The organism is Halomicrobium sp. IBSBa (assembly GCF_017612575.1).
Lineage (GTDB): Archaea > Halobacteriota > Halobacteria > Halobacteriales > Haloarculaceae > Halomicrobium.
The window spans coordinates 19,638-42,250 of sequence record NZ_JADPQC010000005.1 but is presented as its reverse complement, the minus strand read 5'-3'; the positions used below and the strand labels follow the sequence as shown (position 1 = coordinate 42,250).

Here is a 22,613-nt window from a genome sequence, read left to right as displayed (position 1 = left end):
GCGAGGTCACTCGACTTCGGGTACGCGCGTGCGCTCGTCTGCCCACCGGCTGTCGGACTCCGCTTCCAGCAGTTCCTCCAGGCGCTCCTCGAACTCTCCCTCCGAGATTTCGCCGCTGACGTACTGTTCCCGGAGTCTCGCGTAGGGATCGAGATCGGCGTCGTCGACGAGGTTCTTTCCCTTCGAGAACTCCTCGCCCATCGACCGCCAAAGGCTCTCCTCGCGCCGGTCGGCGACGAACGAGAGCGAATCACCGAGCACGGCGACAACTGGGGACACAATCAAGAAGCCCAGGACAAATATCGCTCCCATCACTTGCGGTATTCCCGTGATCACGGCACCGATAATGCCGACGACGAACGTCGAGAGCATCAGATACGGGAGCAGACGAGTGAGCCGCATCGGAAAGGGATCGAACATAGCCCGGACTCAGGACTCCTCTTCGAGCAGCCGTTCGCGGTCGGTGACACCTTCGACCGACCGCTCGGTCGTGACGTCTTCGGTCGCCAGCAGTCTGTCGAGGCGTGACTCGAACTCCTCCTCGGAGAGTTCCCCGCGTGCGTACCGCTCGCGGAGGACTTCGACGGGATCAGTGTCGTCGAGCGAAGCCTCGACCTCGCGTCCGTCTTCAGCATCCTCGGCCGCGACCAGCGGGAAATCCGATCCGAGGAGAGCGATCAGCGGGAGCAGGAGGACGAACCCGAGAATAGACAGCGCGGCGATCATCGATCCGGGGGCTCCGAGGACGGCGACCAGCGAGGTCAGGCCAAACGTCAGGATGGCGACGACACCGGCGAATCGCCACTTCTCCATGGGGAACAGGGCGCTCATGGATCGGCGTACGAACACCGCACACAAAAGTATCCGCGATTACGCGAAGTCGTCGTAGGTCGGGCGCTCGTGGTCGCCGGGGAACCCGTCGACCGGCGCGGTCGTCTGCTCGCCGCTGGCCATGTCCTTGACCGTCACCTCGTCGTTTTCGAGGTCGTTCTCGCCGACGATGACGACCGTCTCGGCGTTGATCGAGTCCGCATAGCCCATCTGGGCCCCGAAGCTGCGGTCCGACACGTCGGCCTCGACGACGTGACCGGCCGCCCGGAGTTCCCGCGCGATACGGGCCGCGACGGGGCGAGTGTCACCGACCTGCAGGACGTAGTAGTCCGTCGACACCGCCTCCTCGGGCCAGACGCCCGCCCGCTGGAGCAAGAGCGGGAGCGTCGAGTTCAGCACGCCCGGCGCGAAGCCCACCGCTGGCGTCGGCTCGCCGCCGAAGCCCTCGATCAGGTCGTCGTACCGACCGCCGCCGAAGACCGCCCGAGAGACCTCGCCCGTCGAGTCGAAACACTCGAAGACGACGCCGGTGTAGTAGTCGAACCCGCGGGCGGTGGTCAGCGAGATCGTACAGTACTCTCGGACGCCGAAGTCCTCCGCGGCCGCGAGGACGGCTTCGAGGTTCTCGACGGCGTCTGCGACCTGCTCGGAGCCGCTCATCTCCGCGAGCGCAGCCAGATCGTCGTCGCCGGCCTGGAGCCACTCGTCGAACTGCTCGGCCTGGGCGGGGGAGAGCCCCGCGTCGGTGAGCCCCTGGACGTACTCGTCGCGGTCGATCTTCGCCCGCTTGTCGACGACGCGAATCGCGTCCTGGGTGTCCACGTCGGCCTCGAACGATTCGAGCAGTCCCGTGAGGATGTCGCGGTGCGAGACCCGGAAGTCGAAGTCGTCGCTGCTGAGGCCCAGTCGAGTCAGCATGTCGGCCGCGACCGCCAGGATCTCGGCGTCGGCCGTCGGCTCGCTCGACCCGAAGATGTCGATGTTCGTCTGGTGGAACTCGCGGAATCGACCCTGCTGGACCTGCTCGTAGCGCCAGAACGGTCGCGTCGACACCCACTTGATCGGCTTGGACAGCTCCTGTTGCTTGGCGACGACCATCCGGGCCACCGTCGGCGTCAACTCCGGCGTCAGCGCAACGTCGCGCCCGCCCTTGTCCTCGAAGTGGTACAGTTCCTCGACGATCTCCTCGCCGCTCTTGTCGACGTACATCTCGGTGGCCTCCAGGGCCGGCGTCGTGATCTCACGGAAGCCGTACTGGCGGGCCGTCGTCTCGATCTCGTCGATGACCTGGCGGTAGGCGGCCATCTCGGCGGGGTAGACGTCTCGAAACCCCTTCAGCGAGTCGTACATGTCACCGGCTACAGCCAGCGCCCGCTTGAAACTGTCCTTCCCCGGCTACCGCCGGCCGACGACGCGAGACTGCGTGTGCTCGGGGAACACGTCGGCGACCGTCTCCGGCCCGTACTCGTCGCGAAGTAGCGCCCGCAATTCGGTCTCGTAGTCGGCCTTGGCGATCGTCTCGCTCGGTCCGGTCTCGACCCGCAGTCGCCGGTCGGCGAGGTCGTCGATCGCCGCGCGGCCGAACCCGGCAAGCGGCGCGAGGTAGTCCACGCCAAAGCGGTCCTCGACGCTCTGGGCCAGCGAGCGGTCGACCGTCGGCACGCGGTCGTCCCGGCGCGTCCCGTCTGCGACGGCCGAAAAGTCGCCGTCTGCGATCGTCTCGACGGCGTGTTCGTGGACCTGCTGGATCCCATTTCGAGGGTAGCCGTCCTCGACCATCCGCTCGACCGCCCGCGCCGCGACGGCCGGGTCGAGTTCGATCGTCTCGAAGGGGAGGTCGACGCCAGCGGCCGCACGCCGGCCGGGGGCGACCACGTCGGCGATCCCGAACGTCGCCGTGACGAGCGTGGGCTCGTAGAACGGTTCCAGAACGAGTGCTGCGAGCGTCGAGTCCTTCCCGCCGCTGTACAGGACCCCACAGCGCATCTACCTGCGCTCGATGTCGAAGCTCTTGGAGTCGGGGGTCAGCTCTTTGAGCAGTTGCTTCATCTTCTCGTCGTCGATTTTGCCCTGAATGCGGCCGCTCTGGGCCAGCGAGACAACCTGTTGCTCGATCTGCTCGCCGCGCTGTGGCTTGGACATCTTCAGCGTGTTGAGCCGTTTGCGAGCCTCGTCGGTGAGGTTCTGTCGCAGGACCGCCTTCTTCTGGGCCTCTCGCTGCTGTTTGGCCTCCTCGCGGGCCTCGGCGTCGGCCTCACCGCCCTGCTGTTCTTTCAGCTGTTCCATCTTCTTTTCGCGCAGTTCTTCGAGTCGTTCCTCGTCTGGTTCACCGCTCATGCTGTCTCTACCACCACTACTGGCTTCGCGCCAAAATTTCTTTCCACCTAAGCCCTCGGCAGGTCGCTGGCGCGACTGCCTCACCCTTAGTTATCCACCGTCAGAGCAAGCTCCGACGAGCAGTGCGTTCGCAAGCACACGCACGACACCGGAATCGCCGCTGGCGATTCCGGCCTTTTTCATCGACGTTCGATAGAGCGGAGCTCTATCGCAGCCCATCAGAAGTCTTCGACTTCTGAGGACGTTTTTGCACGAGTGGTTCGAGCGCGCCGAAGGTGCGACTCGAACCCGAAGCGGAAAACGGTCGTTAAGCGTAGCGTTCGAGCTCGGGACGGTCGAGGTCTTCGAGGACCTCACCGGCGAGTTCGTCGAGGAACGCGCGGCCGTCGGCCGAGACGCGGCGACCCTCGCCACCGGCGGCTTCGACGTAGCCGACTTCTTCGAGCTGCTGGAGGATCGTCCGGATGATGTTACCAGAGGCGTCGGTCTTCTGGTGGGGACGGACCTCGTAGCGGTTGGTTCCCTTCTTCGAGGTACCGTAGGCGGTTCGGAGCGTCCCGACGCCGACGGGACCGTCCGTGGCGACCTTCCGGAGGACGCTCGCGGCGCGGCGCTGCCAGAAGTCGTCCTGTTCCGGTGGGAGTTCGCGATCGATACCGGTCTTGGTGAACTCGGCCCAGTCGGGCGCGTCGATGGCGTCCTCCTCGGCGAGCTCGACCGCGGCGGCCTCGATGAGCTCGTCCGCGGGCACGTCGTAGAGCGTCGTCATTGCACTCTGGTTCCCGTCGGCGTCATTTAAGGCCATCGTTTACTACCGGGCCTGGGCCGTGCGAGAGGTCGTCACACGGCGTGTGGCGACGGTCTCCGGGGGGTGGTGTGGGTGGCCATCGCCCAGGGCGACGCTGGCGTTCGTTACTCGCCGCCTCTGGCCCGGTCGGCACCGAGGAAACTGGCGACGCCGCCGCCGATCAGAATCGGGAGCCAGTAGGTCGCGCCCCGGTAGAGGAGCGCGCCGGACAGCGCGACCGCAGAGGGAACGCCGGTCGTCGCGACCAGCAGTGTCGCAAGCACCGACTCGATGGCACCGGACCCGCCCGGCAGCGGGGCGATGCCGGCGACCATCGCGACCGGAATCGCCAGCATCACCGAGGAGAACTCGACCGGTTCGCCGAGCGCGTACATCGAGAGCCACAGTGTGACGCCGAGCGCGAGCCACCCCATCGCCGAAAAGCTCGTTGCGACGACGAGCGACCGTCGATCTCCGGCGACGCGGTCGATCGAGCTGAAGAAGCGCTCGATCCGGTGTTCGAGTCCACCCGGCGAAGGGGGGGTCCAGCGGGGGACGACGCGGCCGACCGTGCGGGCGACGGGGGTGAGAAACCGGACGACGGCCGCTTCGAGTTCGTATCGGTAGCGCCACCCCAGATAGGCAGCGGTCGGCAGCCCGACGGCGAGTGTCGCGATCGCGCCAGCGGCGAACAACAGATTGCGCCCGAGTTGCACCGCACCGGCGGCGACGAAGGTGAACGCGCCGACGGCGAAGCCGATCGAGGGCACGAAGTGGAGCGTGTCGACGCTGGCGATGGCAGCGAGCCCGGTCTCGTACTCGGTGTCGGCGGCCTCGGAGATGAGAAGCGCACTGACCGGCTCGCCGCCGGCCTGCCCGAAGGGCGTGATGTTGTTCGAGAACACCGCCGCCGAGAAGACGAGAATCGCGGTGTGAGACGCCACCGGCGCGCCCAGCGAGTCGAGGACGGTCCTGAGCGCCATCCCCCAGAGACAGAGCCAGAGGACGGCGACGGCGACCATACCGGCCAGCACCGACCGGTCGGCCCGCGAGAGCGCGGCGAGGATGTCGCCAGCGCCGACGAACCAGACGAGCGCGCCGAGGACGACGAGCGTGCCGGCGAACCCGACGATCGTCGGGAGGCGATCGGCCATACCGAGGCGAGAAGCGGCTCGCGTTTCAAATCACCGATACCGGTGGCCAAAAGCGGGACTGCGACGGTTTTTGTGGCTGGCCGGCCAGACACAGCCATGGACGAACGCGCGGCACTCGCGATGATCGGCACACAACTGCCGGGGGCGGGCGACGACTGTGCCGTCGTCGACGGCCAGGTGCTGACGACCGACATGCTCCACGAGACGACGGACTTCCCCGACGGGACGACCCGTTACACCGCCGGCTGGCGCGCAGTCGGGGCCTCGCTGTCGGACGTGGCGGCGATGGGTGCCGACGCGACCGCGGCCGTGGCGGTGTACGGCGCGCCGACGTTCGAGGCCGACGCGCTGACGGCGTTCGTCGAGGGTGCCAGCGAGGTGTGTGAGGCGGTCGGAGCCGAGTACGTCGGCGGCGACCTCGACGGCCACGACGAGTTCACGGTCGCGACGACCGGGCTCGGCCGGACGGACGATCCGGTGTTGCGCTCCGGGGCGAGCGTCGGCGAGGTGGTCTGTGTCACCGGCACGCTCGGTCGGAGCGGCGCGGGACTCCGGCTGTTCGAGCGTGGCGACGACGAGCGGGCCAACGAGCTGTTTCGCTTCCAGCCACGTGTCGCGGCCGGGACGGCGCTGTCCGGTATCGCGACTGCCATGATGGACTCCAGCGACGGGCTGGCCCGCTCGCTCCACCAGCTCGCCGCGGCGTCGGACTGCGGGATGGCCGTCGAGACCCCGTTGCCGATCGACGACAGCGTCGGCGACGTGGCCGACGGACGCGACGAACGCCTCGAACTGGGGGCGTTCTTCGGCGAGGACTTCGAACTCGTTTGCACGGTGCCCGAAGACGAGGTCGAACGGGCTCGGGCCGCGACGCCCTGTCCGCTCACGCCGATCGGCACCGTCACCGAGACCGGAGTGACGCTCGACGGCGAGCCACTCCCCGACCGGGGTTACAGCCACTGATACGGTTTGTCGTCGTTCCGAGGGCAGTGTTTCGTGAACAGATTTTGATACTGCCGGCTGTACGTCTGTGGCGGATATCCTCGCTCCCGCTCGGATAGAGCCGCCGCAGACGCCGCGAACCGCGCCTCGCCCTTTCATCCACTGGGACAGAGACGGGTAAGCAGCCGATTTCTGGGGGATGAAAGGGCGAGGCGCGCTAGACAGATCTGCGCCGGCACTATTCGACCGACGGGAGAATATCCGGCACAGATCTGTCTAGCGTGCCGAGGGCTTTCGGTGCCGTAATCACTCTCAACTCTGCTTTGTATCTGAACAGCGCGGTTCCAGGCGGTCACGTTACCAGCTCGAACGGCACCGGGGTGAAACAGAGGATCCCCAGGACGAACGTAAAGACGCCAAGCAGCGTCCGCTTGGAGTCGAGCGGCGAGTCCCGGATGGGAGTCGCCGGGCCGGCGTAGGCCAGTCCCGTCGCCAGCAGCCCCCACATGACCCAGATGCCGACGGCGTTGGTCACGTCCTGCAGGAAGTAGAGGTAGCCGGCCAGCCCGAACAGCGCCGCGGGAACGGCAGCGGCGATCGTCTCCTGGCGCTCGCCGTACAGCGCCCGGACGATGTGGCCGCCGTCGAGCTGGCCCACCGGGAGGAGGTTCAGGAACGTGATGAACATCCCGACCCACCCGCCGAAGACGACCGGGTGGATCGTCCCGGAGCGAAGCGTCTCCAGTGTGCCGGTGGCGGCGGCGATCAGCTCCAGCAAGAGCGGGTTGTGAAAGCGGACCACCGGCGCGTCGGAGCCGGCGGCGATCGCCTCCTGCGTGACGACGGGGTCGAGCTGGAGCCCGATCGCCGAGACGACGACCGTCGCGACGAGGCCGGCCAGCGGTCCGGACGCTCCGATGTCGAACAGCGCCTTGCGGTCGGGGATCCGCCCCTTCATACGGATGACCGCGCCCATCGTCCCGATCAGCGTCGGGAACGGGATGAAGTAGGGGAGGCTCGCGTCGACGCCGTGGTACCGGCTCGCGACGTAGTGTCCCAGCTCGTGGACCGCGAGGACGCCGAGGACGGCCGCCACGAACGGCCAGGCCCGGAAGATCCCGAGCGGGTTCGCGCCGAGATCGACGTGGTACCACTGGACGGCACCGACCAGCAGCGTCGACCCGATGGTCAGCAGCGCCAGGAGGATGTTCGTCCAGGGGATCCCGTCGATCCCGACGGAGTGGGGACGAGCCACGAGGACCCAGCCGTGGGTCGGCATCGGCGTGTCGGCGTCGGTGTCGTACTCCCGCTCCAGCGAGATCTCGTAGCCAGACTCTCGAAACCGGTCCCAGAGCCGTCGCTCGACGGCGTCTGGCTGGACGCGGGGCCGTCCGACGTAGAGGAGCCGCTCCCCGTCGCGGCGGACCTGGTAGACATGAAAGACGGACGCGAGGTCCTCGACCGACGGTGCGGTCGTCGGCGAGTCGGTCCGATCCATCACGCGCCACTAGCCGTCGCGCGAGCATAAAACCCCGGACGGGGACCACGCGGTCGGGAACGAGTAGAAGAACGCGCTCGGAGCGTCGTGCGAGCTGCGGGAACCGAGAGACCGACTAGGCGGGCTCGACGCGCCACGTCGTCGCGCTCGTGTACGACCACTTCTCGACCTCGATCTCGGACGCCGACTCCTTCAGCTTGACCATGAGCGCGCCGATCTCTTTGGGCGAGAGACCGACTTCGTCTGCGATAAACTTGCTCTTGAAGTACAGTTCACCGTTGTTGGCCTTCTCTTTGAGGAAGGCAGCCAGACGCTCTTCCTTGCTCAGCTCGTCCGTGGAGGGCTGCACAGTTGTGCTCATCTTTGGAACCTCACTCGCTTGTACCCCCCGTAGGAGTATATAAAGGCGGGAAGCTTCGGGACGATTCGACCACTTTCAGCGTGAACTGCCGAAAAACACACTTTTTACGAGCCCCTCATATCCTCCGAGACGTTTTACAAATGGTTTTGAGCGCGTTTTACCCGATATTGTATTCAATCTAGAGAGGAACGAAACAATGTGCGTTCAGGCAGTCGTTCCCGCTCAAAAATAAGAATTTCTTGCCGCATTTCGAGGGGCGTGTGACACGCGTCAGACTGCTAGCCGTCACTTCGTGCAGAGATTCGCCGCACTAGTGCGGCGACATCGTTCACAGATGGACAGCCGACGGTGTCAGGTGTCTTGACAACCCTTAAGACTGCATCGGGGTTACGCAGGCACAATGAAAGTAGTCGTCTCCGTCGGCGGGAGCGTCCTCGCCCCCAATCTGGAACCGGACCGGATCGGCGAGTACGCTGGCGTCATCGAGACACTCGACGAAGCGGGACACGAGATCGGGATCGTCGTCGGTGGCGGCCCCACGGCGCGGGAGTACATCACGACGGCGCGGGAACTCGGGGCCAACGAGATCGAACTCGACCAGCTCGGGATCGCCGTCACGCGGCTCAACAGCCGGCTCCTGATCGCCGCGCTGGGGGATGGAGCCGCGCCGGCACCGGTCGAGAGCTACGACGAGGGACGGGCGGCCCTCAGACGAGGCGACGTTCCCGTCATGGGCGGGACCGTCGCCGGCCAGACCACCGACGCCGTCAGCGCCGCACTCGCGGAACACGTCGGCGCGGACCTGCTCGTGTACGCGACCAGCGTTCCGGGCGTGTTCAGCGCCGACCCCAACGAGGACGACGACGCCGAGCGCTACGAGGAGATCGCTGCCGGCGAACTCGTCGATCTGATCGCCGGCATCGAGATGAACGCCGGGAGCAACGCGCCGGTCGACCTGCTGGCGGCGAAGATCATCGAGCGGGCCGGGCTCCGGTCGATCGTCCTCGACGGCACCGACCCGACGGCGGTTCGACGCGCCGTCGAAACGGGCGAACACGACGGCACCGACGTGGTCCCCGAGAATCTCGGTGCCGCACCGACGGCGTGGGATCGAGCATGAGCGAGAGCGATCCAGGGGACGACAGCACACGGCAGACGGCAACCCGAGACCCGTACGCGCTGGGTGATCACGACGGCGACGGGGGGTCCGACGACCGGGCGGTGTTCTGGGCGGACGCGGTCGCCGACGAGATCGAGGCCAGAGAGCCCACCGAGCCAGTCGTCATCAAGGGCGCGATCTCGCCCTCGGGCGTCCCCCACCTGGGCAACGTCAACGAGATCATGCGGGGTTACTTCGTCGCCGAATCCCTGCGAGAGCGCGGGTACGAGGTCCAGCAGGTGTTTACCACCGACGACCGGGACCCGCTCCGGAAGCTCCCCCGCAAGCTCGCCGATCTCGACGGCAACATCGTCGATCTGGGGGAAGTCAACGCCGGTGCGCTCGGCCAGAATCTCGGGCGTCCCTACACGGACGTACCGGACCCCTTCGGCTGCTGTGACTCCTACGGCGAGCACTTCTCGAACCTGATCGCCGACTGTGCGGAGCTGCTGGGCGTCGACATCGAGATCGTCTCGACGACGGACCTCTACGAAGACGGCTCCTTCGAGGAACTGACCCGCCACGTCCTCGACAATCAAGAGCGGGCACGGGACGTACTGGGCGAGTACCAGGACAAGGTCGACGCGGACTACGTCCCGTTCAACCCGATCTGTGGAGAGTGTGGCAAGGTCACCGAGACCGTCACGGCCGTGGATACGGACGCCGGTACCGTCGAGTACCGCTGTACTGACATGGAGGCCGGCGACCGCGTCATCGAGGGGTGTGGCCACGAAGGGACCGCGACGCTGCGGGACGGCAAGCTGCCCTGGCGCTTCGAGTGGCCGGCGGGCTGGGACGTGCTCGGCGTCGACTTCGAGCCGTTCGGGAAGGACCACGCCGAGGGGTCCTGGCCCTCCGGGGTCGACATCGCGGAGAACGTCTTCGAGATCGCGCCGCCCGTGCCGATGGTCTACGAGTGGTTCACGCTCGACGGCGAGCCGTTCTCCTCCTCCGAGGGCCACGTCGTGATGGTCCACGACGTACTGGAGCTGCTGGAGCCCGCGGTCGTCCGGTACTTCTTCTCGAAAGACCCCAGCAAGGCACGGGACTTCAGCATCGAGCGCCTCGACCAGCTGGTCGACGACTTCGACCGGACCGAGCGCCTCTACTTCGGCGAGGAGGACGGGACGGACCGAGAGGAAGCGCTCGGCGAGCGAGCTTACCCGCCCTCGGTCAGGCCGACCGTCGCCGACCGCTTCGACGAGGCGTTCGGCGACGGCACCTGGCGCAGCATGGCCAACGACCGCGACGCCCGCGAGACCGTCGCGGACCTGCTCGCCGAGGAGTACGCCGACCGCGTCCGCATTCCCTACACCTTCGCCGCGGTGCTCGGGATGTTCGACGATCCCGAGTTGCGGACGGACGTGGCTCGCAAGGAGGGACATCTCGCCGACGACACCCCCGAGTGGGCCGTCGAGACCGCGATGGAGCGGGTCGACCTGGCCAGCGAGTGGGCCCGCCGGACGGACAACGAGTTCAACTACGAGCTCAAGCGCGCCGAGCTGCCCGAGACCGACTTCGACGCAGCCACCGAGACCGCACTGGACGAGCTGGCCGACTTCGTCGCCGAGGGCCACGACGGCGAGACGATCCAGGGCGAGATCTACGAGACTGCAAAGCGCCACGACGTGCCCATTGGCGACTTCTTCGGGGCCGGCTACCGGCTCCTGTTCGACGAATCGGAGGGGCCACAGCTCGGTCCCTTCGTCGCGAAGCTCGACCGGGAGTTCGTCGTCGAACGGTTCCGCCGGAATCGGTAGACCAAACCCTCTTTGCCGGGTGGTTCCTGTATCCGATCGAATGGTCAGTACGTTCACGTGGGTCCTCGTCGGAGTGGTCGCTTACTCCATTCTCGGGATGCTCCTGCGAACCTGGGGTGTGCTCCCGGAGTACGTCCATCTGTCGGGCCCGGTCACGACCTTCCACACGAAGCGAGGTCGGCGGTTCGTCGACTGGCTCGCGACGCCCAAACGGGCGTGGCGAGCGTGGGGCAACGTCGGCGTCGGCGTCGGACTGGTCGTCATGGTCGGTTCGTTCTTCTACGTCGTGTTGGCGGCCGTCCTCGCAGTGCGGAATCCGGCTCCGAGTGCCGTCACCGAGCCGCGAAACGTCCTCGTGATTCCCGGCGTCAACGACTTCCTCCCGCTGTCGGTGGCCGGCGAGATCGTCGCCGGTCTCGTGGTGGCGCTGGTCGTCCACGAGGGCGGGCACGCGCTGCTGTGTCGGGTCGGCGACATCGAGATCGAGTCGATGGGGCTGGCCCTCCTCACGATCGTGCCGCTGGGCGCGTTCGTCGAACCGAACGAAGAGGGCGTCAGCCTCTCGGACCGGGGCAAGCAGATCCGGATGTACGTCGCGGGCGTGACGAACAACTTCGCGGTGAGTCTGCTCTGTCTGGCACTGCTGTTCGGGCCGGTGATCGCCGGCTTCGGCGTCGTTCAGGGCGTCCACGTCGGCGGCACGCTCCCCGGCACTCCCGCAGACCAGGCCGGCATCGAGAGCGGGTCGGTCATCACCGGTATCGACGGCCAGTCGGTCGCAAACGCCACGGAGATGCAACAGCGCCTCGACGAGGCCGGTGGCACGGTCGAGGTCTCACTCCAGAACGGGACGGTCACGACCGTCGACCGTGCGGTGGTCGTCGTCGGAGCGGTGTCCGGCGCACCGGTCAAGACCAACCGGACGATCGTCGCGGTCAACGGGACCGCGGTGAACACGACGACCGCGTTCAACGAGGCCGTCCAGGACAGAAGCGTCGCACGGCTCACGCTGGACAGCGGCGAGACCGTCGAGACGGCGATCGGCGGCTACACCGTCGTCGCCGAAGACGGTCCGCTCGAAGCGGAGGGCGCACCCGCAGACGCGGCGTTCGTCGTGACGGCCGTCGACGGCCAGCGGACCGCGACGGCGGCCGACCTCGTGAGCGCGATCGGCGAGCGCGAACCCGGCGAGACGATCCGGCTCGCGGGCTACGTCGACGGCCAGCGCGAGACCTACGAGATCACGCTCGCGGAAGCGAGTCGGAGCGATCCGGGGATCGGCGTCGACTACGTCGCACGCGGGACCAGCGGGCTCTCGGTGGGTGACTTCGGCATCGAGACGTACCCGGCCGAGCGGTTCCTCGCGATGCTCGGCGGCGACGTGCCCGGTCAGCAGCCCTTCGAGTCGACCCCGTTCCTCCAGCGGATCGGCCTGGCGCTGGCGCTGCCCTTCGCGTCGATCGTCGAGGGACTCAGCTACAACTTCCCTGGCTTCACCGGGATCGCCGCGAACTTCTACACGGTCTCGGGGCCGCTGAGCGCACTGGGGACCGACGGGGCCTTCGTCCTCGCTAATCTCCTGTTCTGGACCGGCTGGCTCAACCTCGTCGTCGGCCAGTTCAACCTCGTGCCGACCTACCCCCTCGACGGCGGCCACATCCTGCGCGTGTGTTCGGAGTCGATCGCCGCTCGCCTCCCGATCGAGCGTCGGGAAGGGCTCGTGAAAGCGATCACCTACGGCGTCTCGCTGACGATGATCGGGAGTTTCGTCTTCATCATCGCGGTCCCGCAGCTGCTCGGGTAGCCCGGCCGTCGGCGGGCCGGGTTCGCTCGGCCCGGCGATCGGGACACTTCGTCAATGCTAAACGGACTGCTGGGAAAGGCCCGGTATGTTCCGCCAGACCCGCTCGGAGGTCGAGACGGCGCTCGAAGCTGCGCTGGAGGCGCTCGACCTCCCCAGTGAGGACCTCGGTATCGAGGAACCGCCCGAAGACGTGGCGGCCGTGCTCGCGTCCAGCGCGGCGTTTCGGCTCGCGGGCGAGGTCGGTGCGCCACCGCCGGCAGTCGCCGCCGACATCGCCGACGCGATCGACCCCGGCGACCTGACCTACGTCGACAGCGTCGAACAGCGAGGCCCGTACGTCAACTTCCTGCCCAGCGACGCCTACTTCAGCGAGACGCTGGCGGCCGCACAGGCCGACGACTACGGGCGGCTCCCGGATCGCGAGACGAGCGTCGTCGTCGAACACACGTCCGCGAACCCGACAGGGCCGGTCCACGTGGGCCGGGCTCGCAATCCGATCATCGGGGACGCGCTGTCTCGCGTGCTCGACTACGCCGGCTACGACGTGGATCGCCACTACTACGTCAACGACGCCGGCCGCCAGATGGCGGTGTTCACCTGGGCCTACGAGACCTTCGACGAGGACGACCTCCCGGAGCCCGAACGGGAGTCGCCGGAGTACGAGATGGTCCGGTACTACCGCAAGGGCAACAGCTTCCTCGAAGAGGCCGACGCCGACCGCGTCGAGGACGCCGAAAGCGAGATCCAGTCGATCTTGCAGGGCCTGGAGGCGGGCGACGAAGACGCCTACGAACGGGTCGGCGAGGTCGTCGACACCGTGCTGGGCGGGATGAGCGAGACGCTCGGCCGGCTCCCGGCCGAGTTCGACGAGTTCGTCAAAGAGACGCGGTTCATGCGCAACGACGCGACCGAGGACCTCGTCGACCGGCTCAAAGCCCTCGACCAGGCGGTGTACGAGGAGGACGCCTGGCAGCTCGATCTGCCCGGCTTCGAGAAGAACCTCGTCTTCCTGCGCTCGGACGGCACCTCGCTGTACACCACGCGGGACCTGGCCCACCACGAGTGGAAGTTCGACACCTACGATCGGGCCGTGACGGTGCTCGGGGAAGACCACAAGCTCCAGGCCGACCAGCTCGACACCACGCTGGACCTGCTCGGCCACGACACCGACCAGCTCAGCCAGGTGTTCTACTCGTGGGTGAACCTCCCCGAGGGCGGCATGAGCACCCGCGAGGGAACCGGGATCGACCTCGACGACCTGCTGGACGAAGCGATCGACCGTGCGCGCGAGGAAGTCGAGAGCCGAATCGACACCCGCAACCGCGACGACGACCTCGACGAGACGGATATCGAACGGATCGCCCACCAGGTCGGCATCGGCGCGGTCCGGTACGACATCGTCTCCAAGCAGCCGACGAAGGGGATCACCTTCGAGTGGGACCGCGCGCTCGACTTCGAGGCACAGTCGGCACCGTACGTTCAGTACGTCCACGCGCGGTGCTGTGGCATCCTCAGCGAGGCCGGACACGCTGTGGCAGAGGACAAAGAGCGAGCGCCCGAATCGGCGGCCGCGGATCTCGACGCGGCCCCGCTGGAGAGTGAGGCCGAACGGGACCTGCTGCGAGAGATCGCACGGTTCCCCGCCGTGATCGAGCAGGCCGCCGACGAACACCGCCCCCACGTCGTCGCGACCTACACTCGCACGCTCGCCGAGCAGTTCAACACCTTCTACCGAGAGTGTCCGGTGCTGGACGCCGAGTCAGACACCAGGCAGGCGCGCCTCGCGCTCGTCGATGCGGCCAGACACGCGATCGCGAACGCGTTAGACGCCATCGGTATCGCTGCTCCGCGGTCGATGTGAGCGCGGCCGGCCGGAAAATCAGCTGAACAGACCGAAGACGCCGCCGGACTCTTCTTCCTCTTCCTCGTCGTCGTCGGTCTCGTCGACGAACCACGTCTCTTCGAGAACGGTTTCGAGGTCGGCCGCCCGCTCGCCCCGGAAGAACATCGCAGCCATTGACTCGGACAACTGGCCGAACGCGCTCGCCGCGCGACTGTCTGGCGCGTTGAGTACGAGGGGCTCGACGACGGTGGCCTCCTGATCGTCGGGGATGACCGCCAGCAACTCGAAGCCGAGCCGTTCGGAGATCTCGGCGACGTCCGTGTGTCTGGTGACGCGGTTGACGACCACGCCGACCACGTCCCCGTCGATGCGGTCGGCGAGCTGGGCAGTCTTGACCGTGTCACCGACGGCCACGTCGTCCGGTGTCGTCACGAGCAGGATGCCATCGGCCAGGCCCAGCGGAACGGCGACCTCGTGGCTGAGACCCGCACCGGTGTCGATCAGGACCACGTCGTAGGCGTTGCGCAGTGTCTTGATCACCTTGCGCAGCTTCGCCGGATCGGCGTCCGCGAACGCCTCCAGGGACTGTTCGCCGGGGATGATCGTCAGTCCGCCCGGGGCGTCGGTCAGGGCGTCACTGACTGCCGCGTCCCCGGCGAGGATTTCGTGGAGAGAAGCGTGATGCTCGATGCCGAGCATCGATCCGAGATTCGCCATCCCGAGATCCGCGTCGACCACGACGACGTCGTGGCCTGCCTCCTGGAGGGCGGCTCCGACGTTGACCGCCGTCGTGGTCTTGCCGACCCCGCCTTTGCCACCCGCGATGGTACACACGTAGCCCGCCATAGTTAGATACCTTAGCTCAAGGTTGGCTATCATATAAAGCCGCCCGTCACACGCGATACCGACGGCTCTCGCTGTCAACAGTTACTTACCCGCGCTCAGCCAACGTTGACCCAATGAGCGAGTCCGAGCAGGAGCAATCCGACAAACAAAAATACGAGTTCAAGAAGGTCATCGAGAAGCTCAAGGGGTACGACGGATCCGGGACGCAACTGGTGACGATCTACGTGCCAGAGGACAAGCAGATCAGCGACGTCGTCGCCCACGTCACACAGGAACACTCCGAAGCGTCCAACATCAAGTCGAAGCAGACCCGGACCAACGTCCAGGACGCCCTGACCAGCATCAAAGACCGGCTCCGCTACTACGGGAACACGCCGCCCGAGAACGGGATGGTCCTGTTCTCCGGAGCGGTCGACTCCAGTGGCGGACGCACCGAGATGGTCACGGAGGTCTTAGAGAGTCCGCCCGACCCAATCGAGTCGTTTCGCTACCACTGTGACTCCAACTTCCTCACCGGCCCACTGGAGGAGATGCTGGCGGACAAGGGACTGTTCGGCCTGATCGTCCTCGACCGCCGCGAGGCGAACGTCGGCTGGCTCAAGGGCAAGCGCGTCGAGCCGGTCAAGTCCGCGTCCTCGCTGGTCCCGGGCAAGCAGCGAAAAGGTGGCCAGTCCGCACAGCGGTTCGCCCGACTGCGCCTGGAGGCGATCGACAACTTCTACCAGGAAGTCGCAGGGATGGCAAACGACCTGTTCGTCTCGCGTCGCCACGAGATGAACGGCATCCTCGTGGGCGGTCCCTCCCCGACCAAAGACGAGTTCCTCGACGGCGACTACCTCCACCACGAACTCGGTGACAACGTCCTCGGGAAGTTCGACGTGGCCTACACCGACGAGTCCGGACTGTACGATCTCGTCGACGCCGCAAGTGAGGTCCTCGCCGAACACGAGATTCTCCAGGACAAGGAGGCCATGGAGGAGTTCTTCAAGGAACTCCACGACGGCGATCTGGCGACCTACGGCTTCGGCCCGACCCGCGAGAACCTCATCATGGGGTCGGTCGACCGCCTGCTCATCTCCGAGGACCTCCGGAAGGACGTGCTCACCTACACCTGTGAGAACGGCCACGACGAGTACGAGATGGTCGATCGGTCGGCGTCGATCGACGACCACGACTGCTCGCGGTGTGGCGAGACCGTCCCCGCCGAGGAGGCCGAACGCGAGGACGCGATCGACCACCTCATGGAGATCGCCCAGCAGCGCGGCAGCGAGACGCTGTTCATCTCGACGGACTTCGAGAAGGGCGAACAGCTCCTGTCGGCTTTCGGCGGCGTCGCCGGACTCCTGCGCTACTCGACCGGCGTCTAGCGGACACGTTTTTCGGCACGAAGACGGACGGGAAGCGATGGCTGGCGCTTCGTTTGAACCGTCCGAAAGTCAGAGGCACGGTCGCCCGGGACAGGGCGACCGGGTGCGGCACGTCCAAGGTGGCATGGGAAGGATGATGTTGTGGTGGGGTGGGGATGGTGAGTGGGCACAACACCGCTGTGGCGTCGTGGACTGGAACGTCCACGTCCTGATGCCGCACATGGTTGTATAGCCCACACATATAAAGAACTGGTACCTTACTAGTTTGGTTCTCCCGGAGACCACCACGAGATCGTCACAGCAGTTGTTCGAGCTGGTGGCGACGACGGCCGAGGTCGACCTCGCTCTCGATCGCGGGATCGGCGTCCAGTCGATCGATCACCAGCAGTGGATCGGTACCGGCACGCTCGACACGCTCCAGTAGCGCGGCGATCTCGTCGCGATACAGTGCCAGCGAGGAGAGCAGGCCGAGCAACAGCGCCATCGGGACGGCGGCCCCGCCGTCGGGGAACGCGTCGCCCAGGGGCGAGAAGTCCGGTTCGCTGGCGGGCGGGTCCACGGCGGGACGGACGGACAGGCACCGCGGACACAGCGACGCGCCCGGTTCCTCGCCGGGGAGATACTCCCGGAGCTCGGGATCGACGGCGAAGACGACGGTCTCGTGGCCACACTCGGGACAGTCCATGCACTGACGTGGGCGTGGCACGGGCAAAAGCTCGGCGGCGAAAAAGCGGCGTCGACGCCAGTCAGTCGTCGGCGGCGACGGCGGCGGCCTCTTCGGCTTCCGCGTTCTCTTCCTCGCGAGCGGCGGCCTCCTCTTCCTCTTTCTTGTTCTTGATCTTCTTCATGCGGAAGATCTCTTCGCGCTCCTGTTCTTCGAGCTTCTGCTCGATGTACTCCTTGTTGTCGTACAGATCGGGCAGCAGCTTGAACTCCAGAGCGTTGACGCGGCGCTTGGTGGTCTCGATCTCTTCGAGCATCTTCTTCATCGCGGTCTCGACCTCGGCCGCGAGGATGATGTTCTCGATGAGTTCCTCGTAGGCGTCGGCGGCCTCGTCGATCCGGGCCGACGTACCCATGACGCCGTATCCACGCTCGTCGAGGGACTTGCGGACCTTGCTAGACTCGATCTGAGGGACGACGACGCCCATGATGTTCTTGGACTGGGTCGTCAGCTCGGGATGCTCCTTCAGTGCCGCCGCGGCACCGCGGACGGCCACGTCGCCGTCCATCGCCCGGGCCATGTTGATCGCGTGTTGGGCGCGATCGTAGGAGTCGTCGAGGTCGGATCGAACGTCCTGTGCCTGATCGAGGATGTCCATGAACTCCATGATGAGGCCGTCGCGTTTCTTCTCCAGCGTGTCGTGGCCCCGTTCCGAGAGGTCGATGCGATCCTCGATTCGCATCAGCTCTTTCCGGGTTGGTTTGACGTCCTTGGCCATTACCGGGGCGTTACGGGCCCAGTCGGATAACCTTTTACAGTTCCCACGGCCGGGACGAGGCCGATCACCGTTCTGACGCGGTCGTTACCCCCAAATTCCCTGTCGCACGTCGAGCCAGGTGACGACGACGACGTGGGGTAGGGTCAGCACCGCGAGCAAGACCAGATAGAGCCCGCCGACCTCGGAGACGCCGGCCACGGTCGTCGGAACGGCCAGTGCGAGGCCGCCAAACAGGACGACTGCACCGATCGTCGCCGGAAGCGCGTCTCGCGCGAAGCGACCGACCGCACGCGCGACGGCACCGCGGTCCAGTGCCGCCAGGGCGACCCCATCGAGTTCAGTCAGTCGTGCGATGTGACGCACCGAGTGCCACAGCGCGAAGTAGACTCCGATCGCCAGAACCGGCGGGACAACGGCGAAAAAACCCCACAAGAGCACCGTCTCGGCGGCGTCGAGGAGCCAGGCGCGTCTCGGGCCGGCCACGACGAGCCCGGCGGCCAGCGTCACCACCGTGACGGCGGCGAATCCGAGTCCGGCAGCGAGACGCACCTCCTGGGTGAACAACGGCGCGAGCGACGCGACCCGACCGGGATCGAACAGCGAGACGACCGTCCGGGCGACGGCGGCGTATCGATCCGGAAAGAAGACCAGCGGGACCAACATCGGGAGGCCGCCGCGGACGACCACCGTCAGCGCCGCGACGACCCGGTTGTCCAGGTGACGGCCGTCGGCGAGCGTCGCCAACGGATACACGTCGCCCTGTCCCCAGTGAAACCACGTCAGGGCGACGAAAGCGACGAACGCGAGGGCCGGGGCGAGAAACCAGACGGCAGTGTACAGTACTGCGAGTCCGAGATACCCCGCACAGAACGCCGCGAGGAACCGGGGGGTGAGATCGACGCCCAGCGTTCGCGCGACCGAGTGGTGGTCGGCAGCGCCGTGTGGCAGCCCGAAACAGAGCAGCGTCACCAGCAAAACGCCGTAGCGAACCGGAACGGCGGTCGACACGCCCAGCGTGTGTGCGACCGTGACAGCACCGAGCAGCAGCCAGGCTGGCAGAAAGATCAAGCGAGCGAGGCGGCGACGGCCCGACCGCAGCCGTCGGCCTCGATCGGCGGTTACTTCGACTGCCATCGGTCGATCACCCACGGGTACAACAGCAGACCCTGTACGACGAAGACGTTTGTCACGAGGAAGAACGCGGCCTCTTCGAGTGGCAGTCCGAGGACGGCTAGCCCCGTCGTGTACTGCTCCGAGAGGATCCAGATGCCCGACTCCAGGGCGACGCGATCCGCGATCCAGAGGTACGCCGTCGGCGCGAAGACGGCCACCACGAGCGTCTGTCCCCGAGCGAGGAGGTACGGCCACCCGACGGCCCACTGGAGCGCAAGCACCGGGCCGCTCCAGGCGACGATCGCACCGAGGTAGAAGGTCGCGTCGGTCGTGAGAAGGGCCACGCCGACGAGGCCGACGAGCGCTCCGGCCGCAGCCCCGACCACTCGATCACGGGCGGAGACCGTCGTCTGGTCGTTCGCCGGCATCCCCGGCGAGATCACGTGCAGCCACAGCGCGGCGACCAGCGGCTGCAAGAGGATAAACAGGTACTCCTCGATGGGTGCGTGCCAGATGACGGCCGCGACGCTGTCGGTGCCGTACGACCAGACGCCCCGCAGGATGAGGTAGTTGTCCCAGGGCACGGTGTACAGCATCGCCACTGCGACGATGACGGCGACGGCGAGAGGGCGGACCTCACTTCGGGTCGTCCGCGAGCGAATCCCCGCGACCCCCACGAGCACCGCGAGCGCCGGGAGGACGAACAGCGCGTGAAATTGGACGTATGTGAAAGCGGCCATTGTGAAGTACTGAAACGCGGGTGTACTGAGACGGCGCTGTACGGACGGTGCGTCGGACGGACCGTCGTGACGACGACGGCCCGAGTCGGTTACACTACCGGACAGGTCGTCCTGAGTGTTTCGACTGGAGTGGTGAGAGGGGAGCCGCGATCAGTCGGCTACGGCTGCGCCTTCCGACGCGGTCTGTCCCTCGTCGAGGACCGCGTGACTCTGGAGCAGGATGATCCCGAAGCCGATCTTGGCGGTCAGGTCGAGCACCATGAACGCGGCCGTCTCGATCGGGAGGCCGACGAGTCCGAGGCCCTCGGTCCCGACCAACCACAGGACGGGGTACACGAGCCACAGGACCAACACCAGGTTACGCAGCGTCGAGAACTTCGACTGCAAGTCACCCGAGAGTTCGCTCGCCCGGTCGGTGAGGTTGCTGAACAGGAAGTACAGCAAGACCAGCAGGAAGCCGGTGCTGATACCCCACCAGACGAGGCGTTCGGCACCCGCCGAGAGGACGCCCGAACCCGCCGACAGCGTCGCGAGCGCACCGGTGCCGATCATCAGCACGTCCAGACCGACCAGCGAGTAGATCGTGTTCCGGTCGGCCCCCGCGAGCAAGGCGAGGTCGTACAGCAGCAACGGCGTCGTGAACAGCCAGTCGGTGTATCTCGCCCAGTAGATCGCCCGTTCCTCGCCTCCGAGTTCGATGGTCGTGACACCGAAGCCAAGTGCCATCGAGAGGTAGTTCACGAAGGCGATCGCGGCGATCATGATCGTCGCGATGTAGAACTTCTGGCGACGCTGGTCGGAGACGCTCCAGCCCCTGGCGATGAAGTACAACATCCCCAGGAACATTCCTGCCGTCCCGACCCACAGGAATATGCTTTCGCCGCCCGGTACGTACGTACTCATGCCAGACTGTAACATGGTTCATGTTGTAATAACGGCCCGGCACTTAAACAGCCCATGCCAACAGGGATTGGTACGCGTGCCGAACCCCGACGAGGAGACGCGAGCCAGACACAGACACGAGATAGAGCGGCTTCGTCAGGTCGGCAAAACCTGCCGAAAGAAAAACCACCAGACGGCGAGGGGACTCGTCGGCCCGGCCGAAGACGACTGCTCGACACCCGATCGGCTCGCGTCGAGGCGGTCGCGTCGAGAAAGTGCGGCCGCTGGCGATCCGATCACGACTGGCGAAAAATGGACGGGAACGAGGCGTCAGTCCGCGGTGACTTCCTGGGTCTCGTCTTCGCGGTAGTGTTCCTCGATCAGGTCCTCGTCGATACGGTTGAGTGCATCCTTGGGCAGCATCGAGAGGAGGTCCCAGCCGAGTTCGAGCGTCTCGTCGATGGAACGATCGGTGTCGATTCCCTGGTCGACGAACTCCGTCTCGAACCGGTCGGCGAAGTCGAGGTACTTGTTGTCCAGGTCCGACAGCGCCTCGCGGCCGACGATGTTGACGAGGTCGCGCAGGTCCTCACCTTCCGCGTAGGCGGCGAAGATCTGGTCTTTCACGTCGGCGTGGTCGGCGCGGGTCAGTCCCTCGCCGATCCCGTCGTCCATCAGCCGCGAGAGGCTCGGCAGGACGTTGATCGGCGGTTCGATCCCCTGGCTGTTGAGGTCCCGATCGATGTAGATCTGACCCTCGGTAATGTAGCCGGTCAGGTCCGGGATCGGGTGCGTGTCGTCGTCGCCCGGCATCGTGAGGATCGGAATCTGGGTGACCGAGCCCTCGCGACCCTCGATCCGACCGGCGCGCTCGTAGAGCTGTGCCAGGTCGGTGTACATGTATCCGGGGTAGCCACGGCGACCCGGGACCTCTTCTCGTGCGGCACCGATCTCGCGCAGTGCCTCACAGTAGTTGGTCATGTCCGTGAGGATCACGAGCACGTGATACCCCTTGTCGAAGGCGAGGTACTCCGCGGTCGTCAGTGCGAGCCGCGGGGTGAGCGTCCGCTCGACGGCGGGGTCGTCTGCGAGGTTCATGAAGACGACGGAGCGTTCGAGTGCGCCGGTGCGCTCGAAGTCGTCCATGAACTCGTTTGCCTCTTCCTGGGTGATCCCCATCGCGCCGAAGATCACTGCGAACTCCGAGCCCTCGTCGTCGTCGCCTTCCTCTTCTTCCGGGACGCTCGCCTGACGGGCGATCTGGAGTGCCAGGTCGTTGTGGGGCAGCCCCGACGCCGAGAAGATCGGCAGTTTCTGACCGCGAACGAGCGTGTTCATCCCGTCGATACCGGAGACGCCGGTCTGGATGAACTCCTCTGGGTACTCTCGGGAGTAGGGGTTGATCGCCTTGCCGACGATGTCACGTCGCTCGTCAGGTTCGATCTCGGGACCACCGTCGATCGGGTCACCGGAACCGCTGAGGACACGCCCCAGCAGGTCCTCGGTGAGCTTCATCTTCATCGTCTCCCCGAGGAAGCGCACGGAGGAATCGCGGTCGATCCCCGTGGTTCCCTCGAAGACCTGGATCGCGACGTAGTCGCTCGTCGATTCCAGCACCTGGCCGCGGCGAACGTCGCCGTCGCCGGTGTCGATCTCGACGATCTCGTCGTAACCGACCGGCTCGTCGACTTCCGCGAACACCAGCGGGCCGCTGATCTCCGTGATTGTCTCGTATTCTTTCTTCATC

General features: G+C 66.2%; 22 protein-coding genes. 6 read left to right on the top strand and 16 right to left on the bottom strand.

The window, feature by feature from the left end:
- Window positions 1-6 precede the first annotated feature (6 nt).
- The 7 genes from IL252_RS12815 to IL252_RS12785 form a co-directional block, all read right to left on the bottom strand.
- Window positions 7-372, bottom strand: a complete 366-nt coding sequence (locus tag IL252_RS12815) for an SHOCT domain-containing protein (RefSeq protein ID WP_170093447.1) — start codon at window positions 370-372, stop codon at window positions 7-9.
- Between the two features lie 57 nt (window positions 373-429).
- On the bottom strand, window positions 430-831 hold the full coding sequence (locus IL252_RS12810; RefSeq protein ID WP_208628301.1) for an SHOCT domain-containing protein: 402 nt from the start codon (window positions 829-831) through the stop codon (window positions 430-432).
- A 39-nt stretch (window positions 832-870) separates the two neighbouring features.
- Window positions 871-2,181, bottom strand: coding sequence for a histidine--tRNA ligase (gene hisS / locus IL252_RS12805; RefSeq protein ID WP_208628300.1), 1,311 nt, complete (start codon window positions 2,179-2,181; stop codon window positions 871-873).
- 45 nt (window positions 2,182-2,226) lie between these two features.
- Window positions 2,227-2,817, bottom strand: coding sequence for an alpha hydrolase (locus tag IL252_RS12800; RefSeq protein WP_208628299.1), 591 nt, complete (start codon window positions 2,815-2,817; stop codon window positions 2,227-2,229).
- Window positions 2,818-3,168, bottom strand: coding sequence for a DNA-binding protein (locus IL252_RS12795; protein WP_153552430.1), 351 nt, complete (start codon window positions 3,166-3,168; stop codon window positions 2,818-2,820).
- 307 nt (window positions 3,169-3,475) lie between these two features.
- Window positions 3,476-3,937, bottom strand: coding sequence for a 30S ribosomal protein S19e (locus IL252_RS12790; RefSeq protein ID WP_153552429.1), 462 nt, complete (start codon window positions 3,935-3,937; stop codon window positions 3,476-3,478).
- Window positions 3,938-4,080: 143 nt separating this feature from the next.
- Entirely contained in the window at window positions 4,081-5,109 is a 1,029-nt protein-coding gene (locus IL252_RS12785; protein ID WP_208628298.1) for a flippase-like domain-containing protein, read from the bottom strand.
- A gap of 96 nt (window positions 5,110-5,205) precedes the next feature.
- Here IL252_RS12785 and thiL point away from each other — a divergent pair, with 96 nt between their 5' ends.
- Window positions 5,206-6,072: a thiamine-phosphate kinase gene (thiL, locus tag IL252_RS12780; protein ID WP_208628297.1), complete on the top strand. Its 867-nt coding sequence runs from the start codon at window positions 5,206-5,208 to the stop codon at window positions 6,070-6,072.
- Window positions 6,073-6,403: 331 nt separating this feature from the next.
- Here the strand turns inward: thiL and IL252_RS12775 are convergent, their stop codons facing one another.
- Window positions 6,404-7,549, bottom strand: a complete 1,146-nt coding sequence (locus IL252_RS12775) for a site-2 protease family protein (protein ID WP_208628296.1) — start codon at window positions 7,547-7,549, stop codon at window positions 6,404-6,406.
- A 115-nt stretch (window positions 7,550-7,664) separates the two neighbouring features.
- Window positions 7,665-7,910 (bottom strand): hypothetical protein, encoded by a 246-nt coding sequence (locus IL252_RS12770; RefSeq protein WP_153552425.1) that lies wholly within the window; start codon window positions 7,908-7,910, stop codon window positions 7,665-7,667.
- Between the two features lie 400 nt (window positions 7,911-8,310).
- Here IL252_RS12770 and pyrH point away from each other — a divergent pair, with 400 nt between their 5' ends.
- The 4 genes from pyrH (at window position 8,311) to argS (ending at window position 14,494) form a co-directional block, all read left to right on the top strand.
- Entirely contained in the window at window positions 8,311-9,030 is a 720-nt protein-coding gene (gene pyrH, locus IL252_RS12765) for a UMP kinase (RefSeq protein WP_208628295.1), read from the top strand.
- Window positions 9,027-10,829 carry a lysine--tRNA ligase gene (gene lysS / locus IL252_RS12760; RefSeq protein WP_208628294.1) on the top strand — a complete coding sequence of 601 codons (1,803 nt, stop codon included), beginning with the start codon at window positions 9,027-9,029 and terminating at the stop codon, window positions 10,827-10,829. The genes pyrH and lysS overlap by 4 nt, the downstream gene beginning before the upstream one ends.
- 40 nt (window positions 10,830-10,869) lie before the next feature.
- A complete protein-coding gene (locus tag IL252_RS12755) occupies window positions 10,870-12,633 on the top strand; it encodes a site-2 protease family protein (protein WP_208628293.1) in 1,764 nt (587 codons plus the stop codon).
- A gap of 85 nt (window positions 12,634-12,718) precedes the next feature.
- Window positions 12,719-14,494 carry an arginine--tRNA ligase gene (argS, locus tag IL252_RS12750; protein ID WP_208628292.1) on the top strand — a complete coding sequence of 592 codons (1,776 nt, stop codon included), beginning with the start codon at window positions 12,719-12,721 and terminating at the stop codon, window positions 14,492-14,494.
- Window positions 14,495-14,512: 18 nt separating this feature from the next.
- Here the strand turns inward: argS and IL252_RS12745 are convergent, their stop codons facing one another.
- Complete coding sequence (locus IL252_RS12745; RefSeq protein WP_208628291.1) at window positions 14,513-15,322, bottom strand: AAA family ATPase; 810 nt, start codon at window positions 15,320-15,322, stop codon at window positions 14,513-14,515.
- A 113-nt stretch (window positions 15,323-15,435) separates the two neighbouring features.
- Here IL252_RS12745 and prf1 point away from each other — a divergent pair, with 113 nt between their 5' ends.
- Window positions 15,436-16,689: a peptide chain release factor aRF-1 gene (gene prf1 / locus IL252_RS12740; RefSeq protein ID WP_153552419.1), complete on the top strand. Its 1,254-nt coding sequence runs from the start codon at window positions 15,436-15,438 to the stop codon at window positions 16,687-16,689.
- A 295-nt stretch (window positions 16,690-16,984) separates the two neighbouring features.
- Here the strand turns inward: prf1 and IL252_RS12735 are convergent, their stop codons facing one another.
- From IL252_RS12735 to IL252_RS12710, 6 genes are all read right to left on the bottom strand, one after another.
- Complete coding sequence (locus IL252_RS12735) at window positions 16,985-17,374, bottom strand: DUF6276 family protein (RefSeq protein ID WP_208628290.1); 390 nt, start codon at window positions 17,372-17,374, stop codon at window positions 16,985-16,987.
- A 61-nt stretch (window positions 17,375-17,435) separates the two neighbouring features.
- A complete protein-coding gene (locus tag IL252_RS12730; protein ID WP_170093438.1) occupies window positions 17,436-18,131 on the bottom strand; it encodes a V-type ATP synthase subunit D in 696 nt (231 codons plus the stop codon).
- Between the two features lie 84 nt (window positions 18,132-18,215).
- On the bottom strand, window positions 18,216-19,265 hold the full coding sequence (locus IL252_RS12725; RefSeq protein ID WP_208628289.1) for a Brp/Blh family beta-carotene 15,15'-dioxygenase: 1,050 nt from the start codon (window positions 19,263-19,265) through the stop codon (window positions 18,216-18,218).
- Window positions 19,250-19,984, bottom strand: a complete 735-nt coding sequence (locus IL252_RS12720; RefSeq protein ID WP_208628288.1) for a lycopene cyclase domain-containing protein — start codon at window positions 19,982-19,984, stop codon at window positions 19,250-19,252. The genes IL252_RS12725 and IL252_RS12720 overlap by 16 nt, the downstream gene beginning before the upstream one ends.
- Window positions 19,985-20,134: 150 nt before the next feature.
- A complete protein-coding gene (locus IL252_RS12715) occupies window positions 20,135-20,887 on the bottom strand; it encodes a bacteriorhodopsin (RefSeq protein WP_153552414.1) in 753 nt (250 codons plus the stop codon).
- 309 nt (window positions 20,888-21,196) lie between these two features.
- Window positions 21,197-22,612 (bottom strand): V-type ATP synthase subunit B, encoded by a 1,416-nt coding sequence (locus IL252_RS12710; protein WP_170093434.1) that lies wholly within the window; start codon window positions 22,610-22,612, stop codon window positions 21,197-21,199.
- Window position 22,613: the final 1 nt, after the last annotated feature.